Origin of the sequence: Streptomyces hundungensis, assembly GCF_003627815.1 — a bacterium.
Classification (GTDB): Bacteria; Actinomycetota; Actinomycetes; order Streptomycetales; family Streptomycetaceae; genus Streptomyces; species Streptomyces hundungensis_A.
The window spans coordinates 217077-240386 of sequence record NZ_CP032698.1 but is presented as its reverse complement, the minus strand read 5'-3'; the positions used below and the strand labels follow the sequence as shown (position 1 = coordinate 240386).

Below are 23310 nucleotides of genomic sequence, written 5' to 3'. Positions count from 1 at the left end.
CGCCGGGTCGCACGTCGAGCAGCCCCAGCGTGAGGACGGACACCTGTCGTCCTGCGCCGATGCGGCAGCGGCAGCCGCCCGTTGACCTGGCGTCATGCATGCCTGAACGCTGGTTGCGCGCCGTCAGCCACCGGTGGGACGCGACTCGTTGGAGTGAGCGACCAATCCCGCTGCCCATCGGCTCCGAATAGGAGCCGTGATGAAACCTCTGAGCAAAGGCATTCGCCTTCCGCTCGCAGCCCTGTCCGGACTGCTCGCCGGCCTGGCCGCCCTGGCAGTCGCCGAGCTGGTCTCGGCCGCGGTGCGGCCGGAGTCCGGACCGGTGATCGCGGTGGGCGGTGCGGCCATCGACCGCACGCCGCCCGCATTGAAGGACTGGGCGATCCGTCACTTCGGGACCAGCGACAAACTCGTCCTCCAGCTCGGCATCCTCGCCGTCCTTGCGCTGCTGGCCCTCGCGCTCGGGGTGCTGGCGCTGCGCTTTCGCCGCATCGGTGCTGCCGGAGTGCTGCTGTTCGGTGTCGTGGGAGCGCTGGCAGCGACCAGCCGTCCCGACTCCACGAGCACGGCCGACGCGCTGCCGTCAGTGATCGGTTCGCTGGTGGGGGCGGCGCTGCTGTATCTGCTGATCGGCCGCCTCACCACGCCCCGTCACGCCGCGCCAGGCCCTGAGGACGCTCCCGATGGACGAGCTGCCACAGCGCCCGACGGCTGGGACCGGCGCGGGTTCGTCATCGCGGCGAGCGCCTCGGCCGCCGCGTCGGCCGGCGCGGGCCTGCTCGGCAGGTCGTTGAACGGCTCCCGGGGCGAAGGAGCGGTCGCCTCCCGCGGCAAGGTGCTGCTGCCGAGGCCCGTCTCCGCGGCTCGGCCGATCCCATCCGGTGCTGCCTTGCACGTCCCGGGCATCAGCCCGTTCCTCACCCCCAATGGTGATTTCTACCGGGTCGACACCGCCCTGGTGGTCCCCAAGGTCGACGCCACTTTAGACACACGAACCGACGTCGGCTTCGACCGCCGCGCTGCTCGACGAGGTGACGCAGGCGTGAGTGGCATAACCCGACGCGTCCGGAACCTGCGATGCTTCGCGGGCCTGTTGGGCGTGCTCGCCCGAGCTTCTGGGTGCTGATCGTCTCCCGGGTGGTGAGCTCCAGGTCCTGGAGCCATTTGCACGCCGAGACGTAGCCGCCGTGGCGCTCGTCCCGATCGGCCATGCCTTCGGGTGCCGCCCTCGCAGATGCATCGAGGAGTTGATCGGGTTCAGGATCGAACCGAAGATCATCGGTCGACGGCCATGAGATCTTCTACCGGGAATGCTGCTGGGCTTCGGCACCTCCGCCGCGTACCCCCGCCTCCATGTACCTGCTGCGCGCCGAGACCGAGCGCACCGGGATCAAGAGCCCGAGCGGCATCCTGGCTGCGCTGTCGGTGTCCAACCAGGTCATCTCCGTCTTCGGCCCGACCCTGGGCGGCGTACTCATCGGCCTCGGTGGCTGGCACCTCATCTTCGCGATCAACGTTCCGTTGTCCCTCGCCTGTCTCGTGCTCGGCGCGCTGCGGCTGCCCAAGCGCGTGAGGGCGGGCCACGAGAACGTTGCCCCGCCGTCGGCGGACGTGCCGGGCATGCTGCTGTTCGCGGGCTCGCTCACCGCGTTCATGCTGTTCCTTACGTCGCCGGGGCGCACGCACTGGTATCTGCCGGTGATCGGCGCCTTCGCGGGCGGGGTCTTCGTCCGCCGGGAGCTGGCCTGCGGCGGCCCGTTCATCGACCTGCGCGTACTGAGTGGCAACACCCCGCTGCTCGCGACGTACGCACGCCAACTCCTCGCCTATACGGTGTCGTACGCCTTCATGTACGGCTACAGCCAGTGGCTCCAGGAAGGTCGCGGCCTCGGCCCCGAACGGGCCGGACTCCTGCTGCTCCCGATGTCCCTGATGGCCATCGGCGTCACCGTCCTCACCGGGCACCACGCCCAGGTCCGGGGCAAGCTCTTCGTGGGTGGATCCGCCCAACTCATCGGCGTTTGAACCCTGTTGAGTCTCGGGGACGACGGCCCGACCTGGCTCCTCATCGTCCTCGGCGCGCTCTTCGGCATCCCGCAGGGCCTCATCGGCCTCGCCAACCAGAACGCCCTCTACGCCCAGGCCGACCCGGAACGCACGGGCGCCTCCGCCGGGCTGCTGCGGACGTTCACCTACCTGGGCGCACTGCTCGCCTCCGCCGCGAACGCCGCGTTCTTCAAGGGCGCTGCCGACACCGCCGGACTGCACGCACTGGCCTGGATGCTCGTCGTCGTGTCCGTGCTGCTGCTCGCGGTGGCGGCGGCCGACCGGTCACTGTCCCGAGTCGGTCAGGACTGACCCTCGTACCGCTCGGCACCCATCAACTCCCCCCACCCATCAACACACCCCCCACCCATCAACACCCCTCACCCGCAAGGAAGTTGACTGTGCCCTCAGCACCCTCGACCCCAAGACCGCCCTCGTCATCATCGACCTCCAGAACGGACTCATGGGGGCCACCGTCGCCCCGCACGCCATGTCCGATGTCGTGGACCGCAACGTGCGCCTCGCCGACGCCTTCCGGGGTGCTGGCCTGCCGGTCGTCCTCGTGCGCGTGACCTTCGCCGCCGACAACTCTGACGCCGTGCCCGGCCGCACCGGGACACCGAGCGGCGGCCGTGTCATGCCCGAGGGTTGGGACCAGATCACCGACGCGCTCGCCGGACATCCCGAGGACATCACCGTCACCAAGCGCAACTGGTCCGCGTTCTACGGCACCGACCTCGACCTGCACCTGCGCCGCCGAGGTGTCACGCAGATCGTCCTCACCGGCGTCGCCACCAGCATCGGTGTGGAGTCCACGGCCCGCGCCGCCCACGAGCACGGCTACCACGTCACCTTGGTCACCGACGCCATGACCGACCTCGACCCCGAGGGCCACCGCGGCAGCGTCGAGCGGATCTTCCCGCGCCTCGGGGAAACGGGCACGACCGACGACGTCCTGAAGCTGCTGGCCCCGACGCACTGAGCACCGCCCGGTCTCGGACGCCCCGTCGACCGCGACGCCCATTTCGCTTGTTCGGATAGGCCGACGGGAGTGTCTGCAACTGGCCGGTAAGGGCGTGTTGTTGCAGCAGATGACGAAGCGGCATGCCGGACAGGCCGTGGGCGGCGGTCCGCGCCCGATGGGCGACGCCCTGTCGGAACTGCCTGATGAATTGACCGGGCAACACACGCGGTGTGCGGGACGGCCACCGCTCGGGCCGTCCGTCCCCGCTGTCGAAGCCGCGACGATCGCCCCCCCAGGCCCTGGTCACATCACGACGTCAGTCTCCAAAGGGCCCGCGGTGATGCGGAGGGTACGGACGCGGGGCGGCTCTTCCTGGTCCAGGTAGAAGATGTGCATGAACGGGGCGTGCACCACCCGGTCCGGTGCGCTCTTCTTGGCCATTGTCGCCTCGCCGCGCAGCAGGTGGACGCCGTCGCTCGCGGCCCAGTACTCCAGGACTTCGTGGGTAATGATCAGTGGAGCGTCGATTTTGACGAAGAACGCCTTGATGGCCTCGATGCCGTGGAGGTGCTCGGTACCGAAGAACATGTCACTGGTCTCCGTCAGCGGCGCGAAGCCGTCGTCGAACTCCAGGGTGTCGATGGCGTTCATGAATTTCAGGACCCATGCGGGTGTGGCCGTCGCGTGTGCGGTGACTGTCATGGTGTGGGTCTCCTGATCAGGTCACGGGATATCGATCAATACCTTGCCGACCACGCCTCGTTCGAGCGCGACATGTGCTTCAGCCGTGCGCTCCAGCGTGAAGCGGTGCAGGGGTATCCCCGCCTCCTCACCCACACGCAACGCGCACTCGTCCACGGCTGCCGAGACGTCGGTGAGAGCCTGCTGCTTCGCGGCAGGCGGCACGGTGTAGACGAAGACGCTCTGCCAGCGCAGGTTGGCCGCCAACGAGGAGAGCACCGGAATGGAGAGCCGCTCGTCCTCGCCGCCCCCGTAGTACGCCACCACAGCTCCGCGGGCGGCCACGGAGATGTCGAGGGCGGAGTTGGTGCCCGGGGACACCTCCACGATGATGTCGACCCCTTCGGGGGCGAAGGCCAGGATCTCTGTGGTCGCGTCCTGCGAGCGGTAGTCGACCACGTGGTGGGCGCCTGCCGCTCTCGCCAGGGCGCCTTTGGCGGGACCGCTGACCGTGCTGATCACACGCGCTCCGGCCCAGCGGGCAAGCTGGATGGCCGCGTTGCCGACCGCTCCGGCGCCACCTGCCACCAGTACGGTCGCGCCCCGCAGGGTGCCGGGCGCGATACGCCCTGGTCCGCCGTCATGAACTGTCAGCGTGCGGTGGGCGGTCAGGGCCGGGATACCCAGGGCGGCGCCGAGTTCGAACGAGGCATGGTCGGGCAGGTCGACGGCGTGCCGGTCCGGCACGAGCGTGTACTGCTGTGCCGTTCCCCAGGGCCGCTCCCATGCGGCCTCCCAGATCCACACTCGCTTTCCGACCCGTGCCGGGTCGACCTGCGGACCGACAGCGTCGATGACTCCGGAGCCGTCCTGGTGGGGCACCTGCTCGATCACACCCGGCGGCAACGCACGTCTGCGGCTGCGCCAGTCGGTGGGGTTGACACCCGAGACGCGCATACGGACCCGAACTTCACCCGGGCCGGGTTCGGGCACGGGGCGCTCGACGAATTGGAGCACCTCGGGGCCGCCGGCGGTCATCCGGATGACGGACTTCATCTCTCACTCCTTCGCTCACCCCGCGGGCTGCCGCCCGGGGGAACGCGCGCCGCAGGGGACACTTCCCGAACCTCCGCCCAGACGTAGGTATTCCAGGCATTGCGCGGGTGTGGCCCTGGAATTCTGGGGCATGGATCCGGAGGGCGTCAGGGTCCGCCTCGCGGATCAGGTCGATGCAGGACGTTTCCCCGACGCGTACTCCGCGCGACGGTTGGGGCCTTGCGTGATCTACCGTTCAACCAATGAGCTCCCATGACGCCTACCTCGGTACGGCGTCCGCCGTAACTGTCCGCTGCCAGAACAACCGGTCCGTCAGTGTGCGGCTCTGCGATTCCTTCCGGCCCGACGAGGACCGTGTGCAGTACGCGATCGAAGCGTCCGCGCCGAGGCTGACCATGCGCGTCGACGAGGTGGTCGCCTGGAATTGGGGGCCGACCTGGCGCCCTTCGTGGAGGGACTGGCTGCCGACTTCCGCGGCTGGGACGGGTAGCGGGTCTGGCAGACCGACCACCGGGATCCCACGATCAGCGCGGTCCTCCGCTCCCGCGGACACGTCGGGCTGACCTGGACACTTCGCCCATGGAGAGGTCCGGCCGGTGGTTGGGAGGCATGCGTCACGACCTGGCTCGACGCCGGCGAGCGTATGTCGGGCCTCGCGGCCGATGTCCGACGCTTCCTCACACAGCAAAACGGCGGCCGTGGTTGATCTGCGGCTCGTCTGGACTCTCACCGGGCACGGGTGGGCGGACTGCGATGTAACGCCGACCGCCAAGCCGATGCCGACGTCACAGCGCCGTACATCATGGGCCGTGGTGCGGGACGGGTGTGCCAGTCCCGCAGCGTCGCATGAGCGACACTCGGCCACTTGTACGGCCACCCCGAGCGCACGGGGTGCCGCGGCCGAGGCCGTCGAGTCCTGCGATCGGGGCGCCATACGGGCGATCGGGTCGGGAGCTGCACGCACGTCGGCTTGGTCCAGGTGTCCAGGCGGCGGTCCGGCACATATCGGCGAGGAGGATCACACCGGGGAACCTGTCCCGGCCGATGACCGGCTCCCGACACGTCACCGCTACGGGGCCCTGGGCCCAGGGCGGTTGTCGAGGGAAGGGACGTCACAGTGGGGGGGTGTCTCTATGTCCTTCGTCAAGGATGTGGCGCCGGGTTTGGGGCTGTTTGGGGCGGTCATGCGGCGAGAGTGACGCTGGGGGTCCGGGATTCGTAGAAGGTTCCGTCGCGGAGCATGGCGAAGAGGACGCTGATGCGTTGGCGGGCGAGGCGGAGGAGCGCTTGGGTGTGGGTTTTGCCGCGGGCTCTTTGCCGGTCGTAGTAGCCGCGGGAGGCCGGGTCGGCGTTCATGCAGGCGAAGGCGGAGAGGAACATCGCGCGTTTGAGCTGCCGGTTTCCGCCTCGTGGTGCGTGTTCGCCGTGGATCGAGGTCCCTGACGACTTGGTCGTGGGAGCGAGGCCGGCGTAGGAGGCGAGGTGGGCGGCACTGGGGAAACCGGTGCCGTCGCCGACGGTGACCAGGATGACGGCGGCGGTCCTGACTCCGACTCCGGGCATCGAGGTCAGGACCGGGTGAAGAGGGTGAGCCTCCAGAAGGGTGCTGATCTGGGCTTCCAGTGCCCGGCGCTGGTCGTGAACCGCCGCGAGCGAGCGGGCCAGCGACGGGATGACCACGTCGAGGGTGCCGGTTCCCGGGACCACGACGGTCTGTTCGTCGAGGGCGTCGAAGACGTCGTCGACCAGCCGGGCCGCCATGCGGGGGGCCTTGGGACGGATCACCTCGACGAGTCTGCGGCGGCCGGCTTTCCGCAGGGCGTTCGGGGATCCGTATCGCTCGAGGAGCCAGGTGACGGCGGGGTGGTCCAGCCGCGGGCCCAGGACCCGCTCGAGGCTGGGGTGGAACTGGGTCAGCAGACCGCGTATCCGGTTCGAAGTGCGGGTGGCCTCGGCCGCGAGGTCCTGGTCGAAGCCGGTCAGCACCGTGAGCTCGGCGGTGATCTCGTCGGTCAGCTCCAGCGAACGCAAAGTGTGAGGCATCGTCCGGGCCGCGTCCGCGATCACCGCCGCGTCCTTCGCGTCGGTCTTCGCCTCGCCTGGATAGAGGTCGGCGATCCGCCGCATCGCGAGTCCGGGCAGGTAGGCGACCTCGCAGCCCGCGTCGCGGGCGACGGTCAGAGGCAGGGCGCCGATAGAGGCGGGCTGGTCCACGATCACTAGGACGGTGCCGAACTTGGCCTTGAGCTTGTCGAAGACGGCCCGCAGTTTCGGTTCGCTGTTGGGCATCGGCTTGTCGAAGACCTTCTTCCCGGCCGGGGTGAGCCCGTGGCCGTGGTGGGCGGTCTTGCCGACGTCCATCCCGAGGAAGACGCCCACGCCTTCGGTGTCTAACATCGCAACCTTCCCAGGTGATTGACCGTGCCGGCCTCGGCAATGGCACCGTGCTCGCGCATCCACGTTATGTAGACCTGCCGCCCACGTCTCTGCCCGGCATTGCGCCGGACCGGGCGGTGGCCGGGTCTCTCATCAGCGTCTCCGGCGGCACCTACCAGGCCCGGCGACACCACCCCCCAGGTCATCCGTTCGACAGAGGGGACACAGTCATACCGGACCCGGAGGCCAGCAGCCCCATTGCAGGACCGCGAAAAACATAACGGGGGAGGGAGGACTGATGCGGATGCCGCCAGTGGCCGACCGGGACGGAGATCAACGGGCCGGGCACGATGTCGCGCACACGATGTCCTTCGCGGCGTTCGCGCGAGCACCCGACCGGCGGCGTACCGAGGCGGGGCTGGTCCGCGAGGACGGTGACCAGCCGCGCCCGTCGCCCTCGATCCTCCCGCCATGGTTGAAGGCGGAGTATGGCTGACTTCATATGTCGGTGAGTGACATATAGTGGTGTCATGACTGATCGGGCCATGCAGGAACCGACCTTGCTTCTTCTCACCGCTCTCGCGGACCAGCCCCGCCATGGCTACGCCATCGCGCGGGAGGTGGAGGCCATCTCGGGTGGGAGGGTGAAGTTGCGGACCGGCACGTTGTACGGCGCGCTGGAGCGTCTCTTGCAACAGCGGATGATCGAGGTGCACAGCGAGGAAGTGGTGGACAGCCGGCTGCGGCGCACGTACACCCTGACCTCGTCCGGGCGCACGGCCCTGGCCGCCGAGGTAGAGCGGATCGCCGCCACCGCGCGCGAAGCCGCCCGTCGCCTCGGCGTGATCGGTGAGGCGGCCACCTCGTGAACCCTCTCCTGCTGCGTCTGTACCCGGCCGGCTTCCGCCGTGCCTTCGGCGATGAGATAGCCGAGTCGTATCGCGAGGCGACGGCGGGCGCCGGGCCGTGCGCCCGGTTCCGCGAGGCCGCCGACATCGCGGCACATGCGCTGCGGCTGCGCCTCGGGATCAACTCCGCGCATGCGGGAGGCGGCCTCATGGCGACCGCCGCGCCCTTCGCTCTGGCCGCCACGGCCGCGTACGCCGCGTTCAACCTCATTGGCGACGTGGGGGATTGGTACGTCATGTGGACCGTGGGAGCCGCGGGTGAGGCCGGTCCGCTTCTGACGCTCATGAAAGCGGGCTACCTGCTCACTCTGCTCGGCGCTGTGGTCGCGCTGGCCGGACGCTACGTCCCCGGCGTGCTGGCCGCGGTCACCGGGACGGTGACCAGTTCAGTGAGCTTCCTCAGTCCGATCTGGCCCACGCCGGCCGATGTGCGCTGGGAGTTCGCGGGCTTTCTCCTCGTGCCGGTCCTGTTCGCCGCGCTTCCGCTGGCCTGCCCGCCCGATCTGCGTCCGTCCCCGCGTGCGCGCCGAACGGCGGGAGTGTTCGCGCTCGCCGTGTGGGCCGTGCTCCTGGTGGCGGCCATCGTGGTGATCGATCCGCTGGGGATCGGACTGTTCGTCCCGTGGCGCTTCGGCGTCCCCATCGTCGCAGCCTTGGCGCTCGCCGGCCGTCAGGCCTTCACCGCGGTCCGTACCGTCGGTCAACTCGTCCTGGCCGCAACCCCGTTCATGGGCATCATGTGGTTCTCCGGGTGGGTGCACCCCGACGAACTCCTCTCCATCGTCGGCGCTCTCGCGATCACCGCCGTGGTTCTGCGGCTGCGGCGACGTGACGACACCGACCGGATCAACACCGCCTGAAACTGCGTGTGTTGGCGTCCCCGACATGCCCCACGCTCTCATTCTCCCCCTCACGTCCTCCCTCTCTCCGTGGCCGCGACTTCCTGCCCGGCCGCCCCGCGACAGGAGTCCCGATGCCCGCGCCCGTGTCGGCGTCCCCGCCCCTGCCCGATCCCCAACGCGGCAGCGGCATGCGCCGTTTTCCGCGCGCCGCGTGGCAGCGCCTGTCCCGTACGTCTTCGAGCGGGGCGGGGCGCCTCGCAGCCGTCGACGGGCTGCGGTTGCTCGCCGCGGCCGGGGTGGCGGCCTATCACTACGTGGGCACCCCCACCCCTCGTTTCTGGGGCGAGAACTACGACCTGCCCCAAGTCGCGCCGCTGCTGCACGCGGTCAGCGGCTACGGCTGGCTCGGCGTCGAGGCGTTCTTCCTGATCAGCGGGTTCGTCATCTGCATGAGTTGCTGGGACCGCACCCCTGCGCAGTTCGCCGTCTCACGGATCGCGCGGCTCTTCCCGCTGTACTGGGCCGTCGTTCTGCTCATCGTGGCGATGGGCGCCGTCACCGTGCTCGTCGGACAACGGTCGGGCGCGCCCACGGATCTGCGCACCACGCTCGGCAACCTCACGATGATCCCGCGTCCGCTGGGCGTGGAGTTCACCGCCGGCGTCGCCTGGACGCTCTGGGTGGAGGCCCGCTTCTATCTGCTGATGGCCGCCCTGCTGCTGATCGGACTGACCTACCGGCGCGTCGTGGCCTTCGGATTCCTGTGGCTGGTGCTGGCCTCCGTCGGCCGGGAGCTGCACTCCGCCGCCGTCGACGAGCTCCTGCTGACCCAGTACGCCGGGCTCTTCGTGACCGGGATCGCGCTCTACCTGATGCACCGCTTCGGATCCAACCTGCTGCTGTGGCTGCTGGGCGGCTTCGCCTGGTGCTACACCCTGACCGTCCTTCAGGATCGCGTCGCCGGCCACCCCACCTCCACCTGGGGGCCCAGCGCGGCCGTCCTCACCGGTTTTTTGCTACTGCTCCTCCTGGCCTGCGGGCCGCTGCGTCACCTCCAATGGCGCGTCCTCGTGTACGCGGGCGCCCTGACCTACCCCTTCTACCTGGTCCACCAGAGCCTCGGCATACCTCTCACCCGGGGCATCCTCAAATCCGTACCCGTACTCGGACTGCTCCCGTCGATCGCGGTCGGCCTCTCCTGCTCCCTCCTGCTGGCCGCCGTACTGAACCGTCAGATCGACCGGAGGTTCGGCCGCGTCGTCCGCCGCCGTCTCACCGCCGCCCTCGACCCGGCCCCCGTCGGGTCCGGCCGGCCGGGAAAGACCACCGGCGGAGCCACGTCGCCTCGGCCCGCCGCGGGGAGCGGAGTACGGGCAGGATGAGCTCTAGGAGCTGTCCGGTCGATCATGTGACTACTCCGCGCCTGTGTCGTTGATGTGGACATGGGGCGGGGCGATTTGACGGATGCCGAGTGGGAACGGCTGCGACCGTTCCTTCCGGTCAGCAACAGGCGTTGTGGCAGGTGGCGGGACCATCGGCAGGTGATCGACGGGATTCTGCACCGGGTGCGGACCGGCGTTCAGTGGCGTGACCTGCCCGAACGGTTCGGCCCGTGGAAGACGGTCTATGAACGCCACCGCATGTGGTCGGCCGACGGAACCTGGGAACGCCTGCTCCAGCAGGTCCAGGCCGAGGCCGATGCGGTCGGAGAGATCGACTGGGACATCTCGGTTGACTCCACCATCGTGCGGGCGCATCAGCACGCCGCTGGCGCCCGCACCGAACCACCGCCGGCTCCCGCCTCAAAGGGGGACGCAGCGGCAGAACACCAGGGCGAAACGCCGTGGCAGAGCCTCGTCGCCCGCCTGGTGGAGGTGGTGCAGGAGGTGAGGGCCTGGGCCGCTCGCGGGGCGGGTTCACCACCAAGCTCCACCTGAGCGCAGACGGCCGCTGCCGCCCGCTTTCCCTCATCGTCACACCGGGACAGCGGGCGGACTGCACGCAGTTCAAGCCCGTGTTGGAGAAGATCCGCGTCCCGCGGATCGGGTCGGGCAGGCCGCGCAGGAAGCCTGACAGCCTCGCGGCGGACAAGGGTTACAGCAACGGCCCGTGCCGCGAGTACCTGCGGCGCCGGGGCATCCGGCACACGATTCCGGAGAAGACCGACAGCCAGGCCGCCCGCCTGCGCAAAGGGTCATGCGGCGGACGGCCACCTGGCTTCGATGAAGAACGGTACAAGAAACGCAACACCGTCGAACGGGCGATCAACCGGCTCAAGCACGCCAGAGCCGTGGCCACCCGCTACGACAAGCGCGGCTACGTCTTCCTCGGAACCGCAACCGCAGCAGCCCTCGTCATCTGGCTCCGAACATGAGTGCCCGGGCGAGACCTACGGTGTGTTCCTGCCCTTGCCGTTCCCACCGGCGAGCTGGCCAACCATCATGACTACGAGGCCAACCAGGAGAATCACGCCACCGATCAGCGTCCCTGTCGGTCGCGTGCCGGAGTCGCTGATCACCAGTCCGAACACCAGCTGCCAGCACAGCGCGAAGGCCACCACGAGCTGCCCCCAGCCGTAGAGCTGGGGAGCACGGACATGGCGCCGGTTCATGGGGAGCACCCATCCACGGGAAACGGCAGCAATGCCGGAGGCTGCGATGAGCAACGCCATCAGCACAAGAGGTATGGCGAGGTACAGCTTCACGGTCGCTCCCTGCAGGGTCGGGCCCACGCCCGACGCCAGCGTGATCATGACACCCCTCGCATGGCAGGTCCATCCCCTTGAGGAGCTCTGTGATCGACCGGACAGCTCCTAGCCATTTGGCGCCCCAATTCGGCTGCCAGCCGGGCCACTTGGCCTGAGCTTGTCGATCGTCGGCCCGCTCCTCCCGTGACGTCAGCTCCGGGCAGACGCGTCGTGCGCCTGCCTGGAAGCAGGAGACCGCAGTCCGCCTGGCGCGCGGTGCCTAGGACGGCATGCGCAGGGCGTCGGGGTTGAGGTGCGCTACCAGGCGGTGCAGGAGCAGGTGGGCGGTGGCCTGTTCCGGGGGTGTCAGGACGGTGAGCGCCTCGGCGTTGACGTTCTCGACCACCGTCTGCGCGCGGGCAGCGAGCCGGGCGCCGGCCTCGGTGGGGTGCAGGCCGATCATGCGCCGGTTGGTGGGGTGAGGACGGCGTTCCAGGAGTCCCCGCTCGGTCAGGTCGGCGACCGCGCTGCCCATGGACTGCGCGGTCATGCCCGTGCGCCGGGCGGATTCGGCGCTGGTGACGCCCGGGCGATGGAGGGCGTGCTGAAGGGCGTTGTGCTGGGCGAGCGTGAGATCCAGCTCGCGCAGGGCTCGTTCGAGCCGGGCGCCGAGGGCGTGCCCGAGCTGCCAGACGAGGTAGCCGGTGGACGGCTCGGGGGCCGTTGCGGCGGCTTCGGCCGCGGAGGTGGAGGAACTGCCGGACGTATTCATGGGCGACACCACTTGTCAGTTAGCTTATAAAGCTCTAGCTTGTAAGCCAGCTTACAAGTTTGGTGGTTCCTCCGGTGTCCTCTCCCGTGCCCTTCCGCCGGCGTCAGGGTCCGCCCGTTCTGCTGCTCGGCCTGTTGTGCGCCATGGCTCCCATGGCGATCGATCTGTACGTCCCGGCCCTGCCTGTCATCGCGTCCTCGCTCGAGACGAGTCCGGCGGCGGTGGGGGTCACCTTGTCCGCGAATGTCGCCGGGCTGGCAGCGGGTCAATTGCTCCTGGGCTCGCTCTCCGACGTTCTGGGGCGTCGACGACCCCTCCTTGCCGGCCTGTTCGTCTTCGCCCTGGCCTCCCTGGGCTGTGCTCTGGCGACCTCGCTGGAGGTGCTGACCATTCTTCGGTTCCTCCAGGGCCTCGCAGGTGCGGCCGGACCGGTGCTGGGCCGGGCCATCGCCCGCGACCTGTACTCCGGCAGCCGACTCGCCCAGCTCTTCGGAACGCTCTCCCTGGTCATGGGGATCGCCCCGGTCTGCGCCCCCGTTCTTGGCGGCGGGCTGCTGCGCGTCTCCTCCTGGCACGGCCTGTTCGGCGCTCTTGCGCTGGTCGGTGCCGTACTGGCCTGGTGGTCGGTGCGCTCGATGCCGGAGACCTTGCCGCCCGAAGAGCGGACCAACACCGGCCCCTCCGACCTCTTCCGCGCCTACGGCCGCCTGCTGGGCAACCGCACCTTCCGGGCCTACACGCTGACCCTCGGCGCGCTCTTCGCCATACTCTTCGCCTACATCGCCGGTGCGTCCTTCGTCCTCCAGAGCCGCTACGACCTCACACCCACTGCGGCCAGTGCCGTCTTCGCCCTCGTCGCCGCATGCATGGTGGCGGGCGGGACGGCCACCGGCCGCCTGGCCCGCCGCACCACCCCCCAGCGCATCCTCTCCGTGGCGACCGTCGTCCTCGTCCTGGGCGGCACCGGGGTGCTGGCCGGGGCCTGGGCCGGGGCGCCGCTCGCGGTGTTCCTGATACCCCTGGTGGTGCAGATCGCCGCCTTCGGCTTCGCTGCGCCCTGCTGCACGACGCTGGCCATGTCCGGTCAGTCCGGTGCCAGCGGCTCGGCATCGGCACTCCTGGGAGCCACCCAGTTCGCCACCGGCGCCCTCGTCACCCCGCTGGTCGGCCTCGGGGACGCCGACCCGGCCCTGGCGATGGCCTGCGTCATGACCGGCGCGGCCGTCGTCACCGCGGTCGGCGCCCGCATCGCCCGGCGCGCGGCAGCACCGCAGCGCCGAATTCCCAGCCAGACCCGCTGAACAACCCCCGCCGTGCGGTACCCCCGCACCTCTCGCCTGCCCCGCCCAGTTTCCTTGCCTTCCGACACCTAGGAGCCCGTCATGGCCGTGGTGACCGAAACCCTCCGCCTGCTCGGCCAAGAGCAGCCCCTGCGCACGATCCGGCGCGACGAAGAGCTCCTGCTCGCCGAACCGGTCCCCGGACCAATGAAGTTGTGGACCGACCAGCCTCCGCTGGAGACCGTGCACTTTCCGCAGCAGTACGCGTCCCAGCCGTTCGCGCCGCCGCGGGGCCTCTACGAGAACGACCAACTGCGGGTCGAATGGCAGACCATGGACAACCGGCAGCCCTTCTATCACCGCAACTGCGATGTGGACGAGATGTCGTACCAGATCGCTGGCGAGCGCACCCTCATGACGGAACTGGGCACCGTCGAGCTACAGCCCGGCGACTTCTCCCGCATCTCCCGTGGCGTCGCGCACGACAACTACGGCCGCAAGGAGAGTCACCTGCTCTTCTACACACCCGCGCCCGTCACCGAAGAACACGCCGCCCACCGCGTCTCCCAGCCCCTCTTCCCGCCCTTCGACACCTGGCAGGCCGCAACCGTCACCGAAGTCACCACCCAGTGCCTGGGCACCCCGGGACACGACGTCGCCGCCCACCCCAGCGACGAACGCCTCCTGCTGGAACAAGTGCACAACGAGCCCGAACGTCTGACCGTGCTGCGCCCGGATCCGGCCCCGGCCACCACCGCGTGGCTCTACCGGGGCGAAGCCTTTCGGCTCGGCGTCGCCAGCCTGTCCGCCACCCCCGTCCAGCGGGCGTACACCCGCACCCTGGACGCCGACGAGATCCAGTACCAGATCAGCGGGCGGCGGATCCTGCTCACCCAGCGCGGCGCCCTCGAACTCTCCCCGGGGGACTGCGTGCGCATCCCTCTGGGCGTCGCCCACACCAGCATCGCCGAGGCACCGGCCCGCCACCTCACCCTGCTCTCCCACCGCCCGGTGCCCCGCGTCGCACCCGCCGCCCGCACCGCCGAACCCCTCACCTCTCGTCTGGTACGCGAACTCATCGCGCACTGACCCAGGACCACCACGTCACCCGAGGAACGGCAAGCGCGACCTTCCACGCCCGCGCCTCACATCCCTGCGACGCCGTGCCGTCGCACCGACCATCGACATACCGGGAGCCAGACCCCATGTCCACCATGCAGGCCGTCACCGCCCACGCCGGATCCGCCGAGATCCATCTGGAGACCCTTCCCATCCCCGAACTCGGAGCGCAGGACGTCCTGGTCCGCGTCGCCGCCGCCGGGCTCGCCCCGGGCATGCTGACCCTCCTGTCCCGTGGGGCCTTCCGTCACCTGCCCACCGTCCTGGGCCACGAGGCCGCCGGGACCATCACCACCGTCGGTTCCGAGGCACAGGCAAACGGCTGGGCACCAGGACAGCGGATCCGCGTCCATCCCCAGCTCAACTGCCGTACCTGCGCGGCCTGCACCACCGACCGCGACATGCTGTGCGCTCAGCAGGCCATGATCGGCCACGCCGCCTTCGGCCCCGCCCCCATGCCTCTGTACGAGCGCTACCACGACGGCGGCCTGGCCGAATACATCCGCGTACCCCATTGGCTGCTCGATCCGCTGCCCGACAACGTCTCCTTCGACCTGGGCGCCAAGGTCCACGACCTCGCCAACGCCCTGCGCGCACTGAAACTCGCCGCACTGCGCCCCGGCTCCACCCTGGTCGTCACCGCCGCCACCGGCACCATGGGCACCGCCACCATCAAGCTCGCCCCCTACTTCGGCATAGCCCGGCTGATCCTCGTCGGCCGCTCCCGCGCACGCCTGGACGCGGTCAGCCGGCTCGCCGGCGCCCTGCCCACCGACACCGTCGCCCTGGAAGAGCTGGACACCGACTGGACCACCGAGTCCGGCCTCACCACTCGGCTGCGCCACCTGCTGCCTCAGGGCGCCGACGCCGTTCTCGACTACACACCCGACGGCCCCACCACCTGGCAGGCGACCGCCGCCCTCGCCCCGGGCGCGACCATGGTCCACATGGGCGGAAACCCGACCCCCTGCCCGTTCCCCGCCCTCACCCTGATGACCAACTGCTGGCGTCTCGTGGGCACTCGCTCGTGCACCCGCTCAGACGTCCACGAGGTCCTGCGCCTGATGGAGACCGGTCTCCTCCAGGCCGAGAACCTGATCACCCACCGCTACCCGCTCACCGAAGTCCGGTCCGCCCTGCACATGTTGCAGACACGTACCGAGCCCATGTGGATGGCTGTCATCAATCCCTCTGAAGCGCCCCAGCAGAGGTCCTGACCTTCACCAGCTTGGAGCGCAGCCGACGGTGGGGTAGGCACCTGGCCGAACCACCCGAGGGGGCCAAGCTCCCTGCCCGGCCTCGACGGTGACAGGACTTGGCGTGTGCGACATTCCGTAAGGGGGGTCGGGGAGGACAGGGTGATCCGGAGTTCGCCTTCGCGGGGCGGGCTCTGGCGCTGTTCCTTTCCCCCTCCAACTGCCCAGGCAATAAGGGATGTTGAGGCGTACGTCAGGGGCGCGCGACGGGCGTGAGGAAGGGGGGAGGGCCGTCAATGACATTCGTGCAAGACGGGGCGTCAGCGACATTCGTACAAGACCGGCAGCCATCGCCCCCGCACCATCGCCCTATGAAGGACAACGACGCACAGCACGCGCAGCCGATGCATGTGGACCGTGACGGACCCCGGCACGCGCCACCGATGCTGCTCATCCACGGATCGGGGGCCTCGGGCGCCTCTTGGGAGCCGGTGGTCCCGGCCCTCGCGGCCCGCCACCATGTCGTTCGCGTGGACCTCCCCGGCTGCGGTCAGTCCCCGCCCGCCACGTCCTACGACGTCCCGGCGCAAGCGAGCCGCGTGGCGGCGCTGCTCGACGAACTCGGACTGCGGCACGTGACCGTGGTCGGCCATTCCAGCGGCGGATACGTCGCCACCGCGCTCGCCGAGCAGCGCCCCGACCTCGTGCGTTCACTGGCGATGGTCAGCACCGGTCCGCGTCTCGACGCCCTCCTGCCGCAGCCGGCCATCCTCCGCGCCATGCTGGCGCCCCCGCTGGGACCGTTGCTGTGGCGGCGACGCACGGACGCGCTGATCCGCAAAACGATCGGCGCCACGCTCGCCGGGCCTGCGCCCATCCCGCCCCGCATGGTCGCCGACCTGCGGAACACCACGTACCGCGTGGTCCGGGAGGTGCTGCGTAAGAACACCGAGTACTTCGTTGCGCGGTCCGTGCCCGAGCGGCTCGCGACCCTCCGACTTCCCGTGCTCGTCGTCTTCGGCGCTGCCGATCCCCGGTGGGCTCCCGCGTCGGCGCGCCAGTACGAGGTCGTGCCGGATGTGCGGATCGAGATGCTGGCGGGCGTCGGACACATGCCCATGCTGGAAGCACCCGGGCCGGTGGGCCGGCTGCTATTGGACTTCGCCTCCGCTCCGGCACCGCCTCCGCGTCTCGCTGCGGGGTGAGAAAGGCGGGTATCCGCAATTCTTCAGGTGTCCCATTCCTACGGCCTCCGTCGCGATCACGGTCTGTTGTCGGGCCTGATTCCCAACCCCGGCAGGTGTGACGGCTTGGGGTCAGTGGACCGAGGTGAGCCTGTAGTGACGCCAACTGCCTTGCAAGTAGGCGTAGTTGGGGAGGTGCCGGTCCGATCGGCGGGGATCGAGCAAGGTCCCGCCCCTTGACCAAGTCGTCAACGGCTCTCGATGTGACCGCGTAGGTGTCGGTGAGGGCCGATCATGAGGGGGCGGAAACGCGACCATGTGCCTGGTCTGCTGTCCGGCCAGGTCGCCCCGACCCGAACATGCGGCGGACGAGGGCGAGCGGGCGAGGACCTCCGCGGAAGCACCACAGGGCGATGACCGGATCACAGATGGCGCAGGCCAGGGACGAGTCGTGGTAGAACGGCAAAATCGGATGGCCCTTGATGTGGTGGGCGATGTCCCAGGCCGTGTGGAGCAGCCACCCGACGCCGATGAACGTCCATGAGTCCAGGCCGCGATGGGCGACGTACGCCATGAGTGCGACGTACGGAACCTCCCACGGGCCGAACCCACCTCCGCTCAGATAGGCCGCGCCGGCTCCACCCACCATGATCGCGTTGAAACGACGTCGGTGCGGCTCTTCGATCCGTGACATCAGCAAGCAATAGACGATGGCGACGATCACTGGTGACACGAGGTTCATGAGGGGATGGCTTCTTCCTCTTGAGGTCGGACCGAACCGCCACGGTCGAGCTGTCGCAGGAAGAGCAGTCCGCCGGCGCCCGGTACGAGGGCCGAGAACTTGGCCCTGGTCGAGGTCTGTTGGAGACGCCAGGCCCTGATCACAACAAATAGGTAGGCACAGCCGTGGATGGGTCCCAGCAGGGATGAGATGGGTTTGAGGTGGACGGTCAACACGTTGGTCAGCATCACGACCAGGGAGATCAACTCGGCGTGAGCCGCGGTGTGTAGATGCAGCGGAGACCGCGCGCGCATGGTCATGCCCCCGTCGTGGAGCCGGGACGGATGATCATCAAGACGGTGACGGTCGCCCAGAGGACGTTGAAAATGCCGGTCGCTATAGCCAGTTGATGAGAAGGCGTGGTGGTCGCAGGTGCTTCGGCCGGACTCACCTCGTCGGTCAGGGCGCGGTCCTGGCCGGGCAGCACCAGCAGGATCAGAACGCCGGCTGCCGCTGCCGTCAGCACGATCGAAGTGATCAGCCAGGCATCGCCGAGGACGCCGAGGCTGCTGGCGGTGGCGAAGCCGAAGACGGGGACCGCGATGCCGACCCCGGCGTACACCTTGCAGATGCGGTGCAGGATCCGCAGGGACGAACGGGTGCCGACCCGATCGCGGGAGGCGCGTCGCAGCGTCGCGGGGAACATGCTCGCGGCGACGGCGACGGGGCCGACGGTCAGAATGGCGGCCAGGACGTGCAAGGCCAGCAGGATCTTGGTCACGCCTGGCACTCCATGGTCGGCCGGCGCCCGCCACTCACTCCTGCGACCGGGAGGCGCCCGGCCCTGGAGGCGCCCGTGATCGTGTCAGCGTCCACGGCTGCGTACAAGGCCGAGTTGAGACGCACGGTCTTGGCGATGGCCTTGGTGGCCTTGGTGGCCTTGATGGCTTTGATGGCCTGCGCTTCGGTGAGCCGGCCGCCGTCGAAGTCGATGTCGATGTCGCTGGTGGGTCGGTCTGCATGGGTTCCGTATGTGACTGCGGTCAAGGTGCCCTCTTCCTGTCTGCGCAGGTGGAAGACGGCCTCGAACTTGTCGGCGGGGGAGGGGAGGGGCAGGGTGCAGGTTCCTTCAACGGACATGGTGGTGCTTTCTCCAGCGATGTGTTGGCTTGGGGGTGGGCGGGCTGTGCGCATGGGTGGGTGCGGCCGGGGCCGAGGGGGCTGGGGTGCGCGGAGGATGCGACGGCGACGGCGACGGCCAGGACGACCGAGCCTTCGTGGACGGTGGCTCCGGCCAAGTCCGGAGCTGCGTCGCCTGCTTCAAGAATGGGGTGGCCGGGTGGTCAGCACGCAGCGGAACGGCACCGAGATGGCCTTGTCCTTCTGTCCCTTGTCGGCGACTCACGCCTCCTGTCTCAAGGCCCGTCCGGGGTCCTGACGCCGCTGATCACCTCCAGGGGACCTGCGCCGAGGCCAGCTCTTCGACCACCGTGCCCGCCGTGGCCATGCCGTCGGCGGCCAGAGCCCCGTAGCGGGCAATGACATCGAGGGGATCGGGCCCTTCGAACAAGGTGATGTGGACGTGCATGGCGCGCGGTTCCTTCGGGGCAGGGGCAGGGATCGGGATCGGGATGTGCTGCGTTGTGGTGAAGTCAACCGTCCGCAGACCTGGTCGCCCAGTGGCAGAGGTGACAGCCTTCAACGGGAAATTGCCATACGGTTCCGCCGACGCCGAAGTGGCTGTCACATGGGCGTACGGGCATCCCAGCCCCGGTTCCTCGGAGTTCGCCGCAGTTTCGACCAGGTAGGTTCCCGCCATGCACACCGTCGCCGTCCTCGCGCTGGACCACGTGATTCCCTTCGACCTCTCCACCCCCATCGAAGTGTTCACCCGGACCCGCCTGCCCAGCGGCCGGCCCGGTTACCAGGTGCGGGTGTGCGCGGAGCGCGACGAGATCGACGCCGGCGCCTTCACGCTGCGCGCGCCGTGGAACCTCGATGGACTGAAGAACGCGGACACGATCATCGTGCCGGGGATCGCCGACCCCACGGCCCCGCTGCCCCCGGCCGTACGCGACGCCCTACAGACGGCTGCTGCGTCCGGGACGCGGATCGCCTCGCTGTGCGTGGGCACGTTTCCCCTCGCTGCCACCGGTCTTCTCGACGGGTTGCGGGTCACCACCCATTGGTGCGCGGCAGAACTGCTGGCCGCCCTCCACCCAGGCGTCACCGTCGACGCGGATGTGCTGTACGTCGACAACGGCCAGTTCCTCACTTCGGCAGGGGCAGCCGCGGGCATGGACCTGTGCCTGCACATGATTCGCCGCGACTACGGCTCGGTCGTCGCCGCCGATGCCGCACGTCTGTCCGTGATGCCTCTCGAACGCGAGGGTGGGCAGGCGCAGTTCATCGCCCACGATCATGTTCTGGCCCCCCAGGGTTCCGAGTTGGAGACTCTGCTGGCTTGGCTGCGGGAAAACCTGGCCCGCGATCTCACTCTGGGCGACATCGCCGCGCAGGGCGGAACCAGCACCCGCACCCTCATCCGACGTTTTCGCAACCAGACCGGCACCACTCCGCTCCAGTGGCTCCACCGGGCCCGCGTACGGCAGGCGCAGCACCTGCTGGAGACAACCGAGCACTCCATCGAGCGCATCGGTCACCAAGTTGGATTCGGCTCACCCACCACGTTTCGCGACCGCTTCAAGCGCACCACCGGTGTCAGCCCGCAAACCTACCGACGAACCTTCGGCTGACACCGGCTGACACCCGACTCGCGTTCATCCTCTGAACCCGGGGGCCGGAGGGGCGGTCGGGAGCGCTCGATAGGGAGAGGCATGTGGTGTCGCCGCGGTATCTCGGTTGCGGGGGAAGCGGTGACCTCCACCTGTCACCCCGTCAACTCGCTGGCGCTCGTTGCTGCTTAAGGCAAGTGGCGTCCTCACGGGCGTCGGCACCCGGCTGAGGGCGGCGTGCAGACCGAGGATGACCTGCGCCGTCTCCTGGCCGTTGCACGCGACCCTGTTTCCTGGGATTTCGTGTCCGCAGAGGAACGTTGGTTCCGACCGCGCACAGGCTATGAGGCGGCCCGCAGCGCGTTCGTCCGCTCGGCCCGCGCCTTCCTGGACGGGACCGGCGAGGCGACGACGGAGTTTTGAGGCTGCCCACCGATGCCGCACGGCTACCTGCGTTTCGTCACGGCGGGTTTCCTTCTGCCGCGCAACGGACGGGCCCCAACGGGCGGACTGTCTGCGAAGGTTGAGGCCGACCACGAAGACCCACGACCGCCAACTGGCCCCTGCGCCAACTCGGGCCGCTCTTCGGAGTGTCCAAGTCCACCGCCGATCGCGTCATCGAACACCTCGGCCCCGGGCTCGCGTTGGCCGAGGGGCTGCACCGTCGTCATTTGTGATCGCGCAGGAAGGTGGGGATCTCGTCGCGGGTCGGGTAGTTCGGCAGGGGTGCCGGCTTGTCCTGGAGGAACGCGTTGATGACGGCGGCGGCCTGATCGTTGTTGTGGTCCAGGCCGTTCCACATGTGGTGTCCGACCGCGGGCATGTACTGCGTGCGCTGGATGGCGGGGTCATGGGCAAGGACGGCGGTCTCCCATTGCCGGACCTGGGAGGAGCACTCGGCGATCATCAGCATGGCGGGGGTCCGGGACTGGCTCAGTTGTGAGGCGATGGAGGGTGAGTCCTTGACCGTCTGCTGGATGCGGAGGCTGGCGGCGGGGCTGAAGAAGAAGTTCTGGGGGGTGTCCTCGACGGGAATGCGGTGCGCGTCGCGCGCGCAGTATGCGCCTGCGGTGTCGCTGCCGAGGTCGGCGGCAGTGAAGGCGTTGTCGCCTTCGGCCTGCCCGATCAGCCCGGTGTCGGGGCTGAGGAGCCCGAGTCGCATGAGGCCGAATGCCACGGCGTACCGGGGAACGTGCGTCGATCGCGGCCCGGTCGGGGCCGGCGCGAGGTCGCGTGCGGATTTCCGGCCCTTGTGCCCGGTGACGTGTGCGGTGGGGCCGTCCATGGGGCCGGGCTCGGCGATGATCGCCCGGTGCAGGCGGGCAGCGACGCTCGGGTCTGCCAGGGCTCGGGTCAGCACGGTCCCGCCCGAGGAGAAGCCGAGGACGTCGACCTTGCCTTTGTCCAGGCGGTCGATGAAGGCGGCGAGGTCGCGAACCGGCCTGGAGATCGTGTACTGGCCCATGGGGAGCAGGTCGCTGCGTCCGCCGCCGGCCTGTTCGTAGGCGTAGACGTCGTAGCCCTGGCGGGCCAGGAGTTGCAGGAACCGGTGGTCGAGCACCGAGATGCCACGGACCGGTCCGCCGTTGAGGTACACGAGCGGGACTGGATGTCGGGGGCCGGGGTGCGCGGGCGGGTAGTGGTACACAGCCACCCGGCTGCCCGTGGTCAGGCTCCACTTCTGTGCGGTCACGAAGGGAAGGGCGGGCGGGTACCGCCGGGCCGTCGGCACGGTCGGGACGCAGACCGACGCCGTCAATGCTGCCGCGACAGCCACCGGCAGGAACGGCACGAGCCGCGCCCGCCACGTGCGGCGCCGACCGCGCCACATCGCGAGGACGGCCCCAACTCCGAGGGTTGTCAGCCATGCGGCGAGCCCCGAGCCCGCCCCGTCTGTGAGGGCGATCAGTGCGAGAAAGACGAAGACGAGCAGCGCGACCGCGGCGAGGGCCGGCAGCAAGCGGCCGGGGAAGCGGACGAGACGTATGGCGGATGGGGGCACAGCGGACCTCCGACAGTTTCAGAACGGCGTTTCAAAACGACGTTATCAGAGGGGGTAGGCTGCTGACCGTGGGTAGGCCCAGAACAAACGACGAGGCCGTCAAAGAGCGGCTTGTGGAGTGTGCGACCGAGATGCTCGCCACCCGTCCGCGGGAGTCCGTCACGGTCCGCGCCGTGGCCGCTGCCGCCGAGGCGTCGACGACGGCGGTGTACTCCCTGTTCGGCGGCAAGGACGGACTGATCGGTGCGGTGCGCGACAGGGCCGTCGCCGGCCTGTTCCAGGACCTGTCAGCGGAGCAGACCTCCGCGGACCCTCTCGCCGACCTCTACGCGCTTGCCGTCGCCTACCGGCGTTGGGGGCGCGGACACAGCCACCTGTACACGGTGCTGTTCGGGGGCGTGCAGTCCTTCCATCCGTCGGGGGAGGTCGGCACGAGTGACCCGATCCGTCCGCTCCTCGCGGCGATCGATCGCGCGTTGGCGGCGTCCGTCCTCGTCGGCGACGCAACGGCGATCGCCCTGTCGATCTGGGCCACCCTGCACGGGCTCGTGACACTTGAACTGGCCGGGGCCCTCGACGCCGCCACGGCCGAGACCGCATTCCGATCGGCAGTTCACGCCACGTTGCGCGGATGGGCGGCCCCGGCGGTGTTCCGCAGCCTGCGCGAAGCCGAACACGCTCCTTGACGGGATCAGGACCGGTGTCCGGGCCGGTACCCGGGCCCGCCCGTTCCTGGCCGGGG

27 protein-coding genes and 3 pseudogenes are annotated in these 23310 nt (G+C 69.3%); 19 read left to right on the top strand and 11 right to left on the bottom strand.

Annotated elements, in window-relative coordinates; genetic code table 11:
* Window positions 1-199 precede the first annotated feature (199 nt).
* The 4 genes and pseudogenes from DWB77_RS01215 to DWB77_RS01205 form a co-directional block, all read left to right on the top strand.
* Window positions 200-982: pseudogene (locus DWB77_RS01215) on the top strand (molybdopterin-binding oxidoreductase); the annotation flags it as partial.
* Window positions 983-1353: 371 nt separating this feature from the next.
* Entirely contained in the window at window positions 1354-2025 is a 672-nt protein-coding gene (locus tag DWB77_RS38580; protein ID WP_246033336.1) for an MFS transporter, read from the top strand.
* A gap of 6 nt (window positions 2026-2031) precedes the next feature.
* Window positions 2032-2358, top strand: a complete 327-nt coding sequence (locus DWB77_RS38575) for a hypothetical protein (protein WP_246033335.1) — start codon at window positions 2032-2034, stop codon at window positions 2356-2358.
* A gap of 91 nt (window positions 2359-2449) precedes the next feature.
* Window positions 2450-3028 (top strand): annotated as a pseudogene (locus DWB77_RS01205) (hydrolase); the annotation flags it as partial.
* Window positions 3029-3313: 285 nt separating this feature from the next.
* Here DWB77_RS01205 and DWB77_RS01200 read toward each other — a convergent pair.
* Together DWB77_RS01200 and DWB77_RS01195 are read right to left on the bottom strand one after the other, a co-directional pair.
* Window positions 3314-3712: a nuclear transport factor 2 family protein gene (locus DWB77_RS01200; protein WP_120719482.1), complete on the bottom strand. Its 399-nt coding sequence runs from the start codon at window positions 3710-3712 to the stop codon at window positions 3314-3316.
* A gap of 21 nt (window positions 3713-3733) precedes the next feature.
* Window positions 3734-4747: an NADPH:quinone reductase gene (locus tag DWB77_RS01195; protein ID WP_120719481.1), complete on the bottom strand. Its 1014-nt coding sequence runs from the start codon at window positions 4745-4747 to the stop codon at window positions 3734-3736.
* Between the two features lie 242 nt (window positions 4748-4989).
* On the opposite strand from DWB77_RS01195, the gene DWB77_RS39415 reads away from it, so the two are divergent.
* Together DWB77_RS39415 and DWB77_RS38570 are read left to right on the top strand one after the other, a co-directional pair.
* Window positions 4990-5310: a DUF6228 family protein gene (locus DWB77_RS39415; RefSeq protein WP_342777900.1), complete on the top strand. Its 321-nt coding sequence runs from the start codon at window positions 4990-4992 to the stop codon at window positions 5308-5310.
* Window positions 5271-5453: a DUF6228 family protein gene (locus DWB77_RS38570; RefSeq protein ID WP_246033799.1), complete on the top strand. Its 183-nt coding sequence runs from the start codon at window positions 5271-5273 to the stop codon at window positions 5451-5453. The genes DWB77_RS39415 and DWB77_RS38570 overlap by 40 nt, the downstream gene beginning before the upstream one ends.
* 476 nt (window positions 5454-5929) lie before the next feature.
* Here the strand turns inward: DWB77_RS38570 and DWB77_RS01185 are convergent, their stop codons facing one another.
* Window positions 5930-7144 (bottom strand): IS110 family transposase, encoded by a 1215-nt coding sequence (locus DWB77_RS01185; RefSeq protein WP_120719316.1) that lies wholly within the window; start codon window positions 7142-7144, stop codon window positions 5930-5932.
* 277 nt (window positions 7145-7421) lie between these two features.
* Here DWB77_RS01185 and DWB77_RS01180 point away from each other — a divergent pair, with 277 nt between their 5' ends.
* From DWB77_RS01180 to DWB77_RS01160, 5 genes are all read left to right on the top strand, one after another.
* Window positions 7422-7619, top strand: coding sequence for a hypothetical protein (locus DWB77_RS01180; protein WP_120719480.1), 198 nt, complete (start codon window positions 7422-7424; stop codon window positions 7617-7619).
* A gap of 34 nt (window positions 7620-7653) precedes the next feature.
* A complete protein-coding gene (locus tag DWB77_RS01175; protein ID WP_120719479.1) occupies window positions 7654-7992 on the top strand; it encodes a PadR family transcriptional regulator in 339 nt (112 codons plus the stop codon).
* Window positions 7989-8891, top strand: a complete 903-nt coding sequence (locus DWB77_RS01170) for a hypothetical protein (protein WP_120719478.1) — start codon at window positions 7989-7991, stop codon at window positions 8889-8891. The genes DWB77_RS01175 and DWB77_RS01170 overlap by 4 nt, the downstream gene beginning before the upstream one ends.
* Before the next feature lie 113 nt (window positions 8892-9004).
* On the top strand, window positions 9005-10255 hold the full coding sequence (locus DWB77_RS01165; protein WP_246033334.1) for an acyltransferase family protein: 1251 nt from the start codon (window positions 9005-9007) through the stop codon (window positions 10253-10255).
* A gap of 60 nt (window positions 10256-10315) precedes the next feature.
* A protein-coding gene (locus DWB77_RS01160) for an IS5 family transposase (protein ID WP_428985093.1) occupies window positions 10316-11247 on the top strand; the annotation gives its coding sequence in 2 pieces (ribosomal slippage) (window positions 10316-10693 and window positions 10696-11247; 930 coding nt in all).
* Window positions 11248-11262: 15 nt separating this feature from the next.
* Here the strand turns inward: DWB77_RS01160 and DWB77_RS01155 are convergent.
* A complete protein-coding gene (locus tag DWB77_RS01155) occupies window positions 11263-11625 on the bottom strand; it encodes a hypothetical protein (RefSeq protein ID WP_246033332.1) in 363 nt (120 codons plus the stop codon).
* A gap of 214 nt (window positions 11626-11839) precedes the next feature.
* Complete coding sequence (locus DWB77_RS01150) at window positions 11840-12331, bottom strand: MarR family winged helix-turn-helix transcriptional regulator (RefSeq protein ID WP_120719477.1); 492 nt, start codon at window positions 12329-12331, stop codon at window positions 11840-11842.
* Window positions 12332-12393: 62 nt separating this feature from the next.
* Here DWB77_RS01150 and DWB77_RS01145 point away from each other — a divergent pair, with 62 nt between their 5' ends.
* The 4 genes from DWB77_RS01145 to DWB77_RS01130 all read left to right on the top strand — a co-directional run bounded on the left by DWB77_RS01145 (window position 12394) and on the right by DWB77_RS01130 (window position 17131).
* Entirely contained in the window at window positions 12394-13632 is a 1239-nt protein-coding gene (locus DWB77_RS01145) for a multidrug effflux MFS transporter (RefSeq protein WP_342778028.1), read from the top strand.
* An 81-nt stretch (window positions 13633-13713) separates the two neighbouring features.
* Entirely contained in the window at window positions 13714-14700 is a 987-nt protein-coding gene (locus DWB77_RS01140; protein WP_120719475.1) for a hypothetical protein, read from the top strand.
* 116 nt (window positions 14701-14816) lie between these two features.
* Window positions 14817-15947 carry an alcohol dehydrogenase catalytic domain-containing protein gene (locus DWB77_RS01135; RefSeq protein WP_120719474.1) on the top strand — a complete coding sequence of 377 codons (1131 nt, stop codon included), beginning with the start codon at window positions 14817-14819 and terminating at the stop codon, window positions 15945-15947.
* 350 nt (window positions 15948-16297) lie between these two features.
* A complete protein-coding gene (locus tag DWB77_RS01130; protein WP_120719473.1) occupies window positions 16298-17131 on the top strand; it encodes an alpha/beta fold hydrolase in 834 nt (277 codons plus the stop codon).
* A 271-nt stretch (window positions 17132-17402) separates the two neighbouring features.
* Here the strand turns inward: DWB77_RS01130 and DWB77_RS01125 are convergent, their stop codons facing one another.
* From DWB77_RS01125 to DWB77_RS37445, 5 genes are all read right to left on the bottom strand, one after another.
* Entirely contained in the window at window positions 17403-17852 is a 450-nt protein-coding gene (locus tag DWB77_RS01125; protein ID WP_120719472.1) for a DUF6010 family protein, read from the bottom strand.
* On the bottom strand, window positions 17849-18145 hold the full coding sequence (locus tag DWB77_RS01120) for a DUF3817 domain-containing protein (protein ID WP_342777899.1): 297 nt from the start codon (window positions 18143-18145) through the stop codon (window positions 17849-17851). Before DWB77_RS01120 ends, DWB77_RS01125 begins: the two co-directional genes overlap by 4 nt.
* A 2-nt stretch (window positions 18146-18147) precedes the next feature.
* A complete protein-coding gene (locus DWB77_RS01115) occupies window positions 18148-18612 on the bottom strand; it encodes a DUF2269 family protein (RefSeq protein ID WP_120719470.1) in 465 nt (154 codons plus the stop codon).
* A complete protein-coding gene (locus DWB77_RS01110) occupies window positions 18609-18971 on the bottom strand; it encodes a hypothetical protein (protein ID WP_120719469.1) in 363 nt (120 codons plus the stop codon). The genes DWB77_RS01115 and DWB77_RS01110 overlap by 4 nt, the downstream gene beginning before the upstream one ends.
* Before the next feature lie 307 nt (window positions 18972-19278).
* Complete coding sequence (locus DWB77_RS37445) at window positions 19279-19419, bottom strand: hypothetical protein (protein ID WP_162952317.1); 141 nt, start codon at window positions 19417-19419, stop codon at window positions 19279-19281.
* Window positions 19420-19648: 229 nt separating this feature from the next.
* On the opposite strand from DWB77_RS37445, the gene DWB77_RS01105 reads away from it, so the two are divergent.
* The 3 genes and pseudogenes from DWB77_RS01105 to DWB77_RS01095 form a co-directional block, all read left to right on the top strand.
* Window positions 19649-20587: a GlxA family transcriptional regulator gene (locus tag DWB77_RS01105; protein WP_120719468.1), complete on the top strand. Its 939-nt coding sequence runs from the start codon at window positions 19649-19651 to the stop codon at window positions 20585-20587.
* A gap of 216 nt (window positions 20588-20803) precedes the next feature.
* Window positions 20804-20989, top strand: a complete 186-nt coding sequence (locus tag DWB77_RS01100) for a hypothetical protein (RefSeq protein WP_120719467.1) — start codon at window positions 20804-20806, stop codon at window positions 20987-20989.
* A 131-nt stretch (window positions 20990-21120) separates the two neighbouring features.
* A pseudogene (locus tag DWB77_RS01095) lies at window positions 21121-21213 on the top strand (transposase family protein); the annotation flags it as partial.
* A gap of 20 nt (window positions 21214-21233) precedes the next feature.
* Here DWB77_RS01095 and DWB77_RS01090 read toward each other — a convergent pair.
* Window positions 21234-22568, bottom strand: a complete 1335-nt coding sequence (locus tag DWB77_RS01090; protein ID WP_120719466.1) for an alpha/beta hydrolase — start codon at window positions 22566-22568, stop codon at window positions 21234-21236.
* Between the two features lie 68 nt (window positions 22569-22636).
* Here DWB77_RS01090 and DWB77_RS01085 point away from each other — a divergent pair, with 68 nt between their 5' ends.
* On the top strand, window positions 22637-23254 hold the full coding sequence (locus tag DWB77_RS01085; protein ID WP_120719465.1) for a TetR/AcrR family transcriptional regulator: 618 nt from the start codon (window positions 22637-22639) through the stop codon (window positions 23252-23254).
* Window positions 23255-23310 lie beyond the last annotated feature (56 nt).

Excerpts from the sequence above, each read along its gene's own strand:
- DWB77_RS38580 (WP_246033336.1), top strand. The coding sequence starts at position 1,354 with ATGTACCTGCTGCGCGCCGAGACCGAGCGCACCGGGATCAAGAGCCCG.
- DWB77_RS01200 (WP_120719482.1), bottom strand. The coding sequence starts at position 3,712 with ATGACAGTCACCGCACACGCGACGGCCACACCCGCATGGGTCCTGAAA.
- DWB77_RS01195 (WP_120719481.1), bottom strand. The coding sequence starts at position 4,747 with ATGAAGTCCGTCATCCGGATGACCGCCGGCGGCCCCGAGGTGCTCCAA.
- DWB77_RS39415 (WP_342777900.1), top strand. The coding sequence starts at position 4,990 with ATGAGCTCCCATGACGCCTACCTCGGTACGGCGTCCGCCGTAACTGTC.
- DWB77_RS01185 (WP_120719316.1), bottom strand. The coding sequence starts at position 7,144 with ATGTTAGACACCGAAGGCGTGGGCGTCTTCCTCGGGATGGACGTCGGC.
- DWB77_RS01180 (WP_120719480.1), top strand. The coding sequence starts at position 7,422 with ATGCGGATGCCGCCAGTGGCCGACCGGGACGGAGATCAACGGGCCGGG.
- DWB77_RS01175 (WP_120719479.1), top strand. The coding sequence starts at position 7,654 with ATGACTGATCGGGCCATGCAGGAACCGACCTTGCTTCTTCTCACCGCT.
- DWB77_RS01165 (WP_246033334.1), top strand. The coding sequence starts at position 9,005 with ATGCCCGCGCCCGTGTCGGCGTCCCCGCCCCTGCCCGATCCCCAACGC.
- DWB77_RS01155 (WP_246033332.1), bottom strand. The coding sequence starts at position 11,625 with ATGATCACGCTGGCGTCGGGCGTGGGCCCGACCCTGCAGGGAGCGACC.
- DWB77_RS01150 (WP_120719477.1), bottom strand. The coding sequence starts at position 12,331 with ATGAATACGTCCGGCAGTTCCTCCACCTCCGCGGCCGAAGCCGCCGCA.
- DWB77_RS01140 (WP_120719475.1), top strand. The coding sequence starts at position 13,714 with ATGGCCGTGGTGACCGAAACCCTCCGCCTGCTCGGCCAAGAGCAGCCC.
- DWB77_RS01135 (WP_120719474.1), top strand. The coding sequence starts at position 14,817 with ATGTCCACCATGCAGGCCGTCACCGCCCACGCCGGATCCGCCGAGATC.
- DWB77_RS01130 (WP_120719473.1), top strand. The coding sequence starts at position 16,298 with ATGAAGGACAACGACGCACAGCACGCGCAGCCGATGCATGTGGACCGT.
- DWB77_RS01125 (WP_120719472.1), bottom strand. The coding sequence starts at position 17,852 with ATGAACCTCGTGTCACCAGTGATCGTCGCCATCGTCTATTGCTTGCTG.
- DWB77_RS01120 (WP_342777899.1), bottom strand. The coding sequence starts at position 18,145 with ATGCGCGCGCGGTCTCCGCTGCATCTACACACCGCGGCTCACGCCGAG.
- DWB77_RS01110 (WP_120719469.1), bottom strand. The coding sequence starts at position 18,971 with ATGTCCGTTGAAGGAACCTGCACCCTGCCCCTCCCCTCCCCCGCCGAC.
- DWB77_RS37445 (WP_162952317.1), bottom strand. The coding sequence starts at position 19,419 with ATGCACGTCCACATCACCTTGTTCGAAGGGCCCGATCCCCTCGATGTC.
- DWB77_RS01105 (WP_120719468.1), top strand. The coding sequence starts at position 19,649 with ATGCACACCGTCGCCGTCCTCGCGCTGGACCACGTGATTCCCTTCGAC.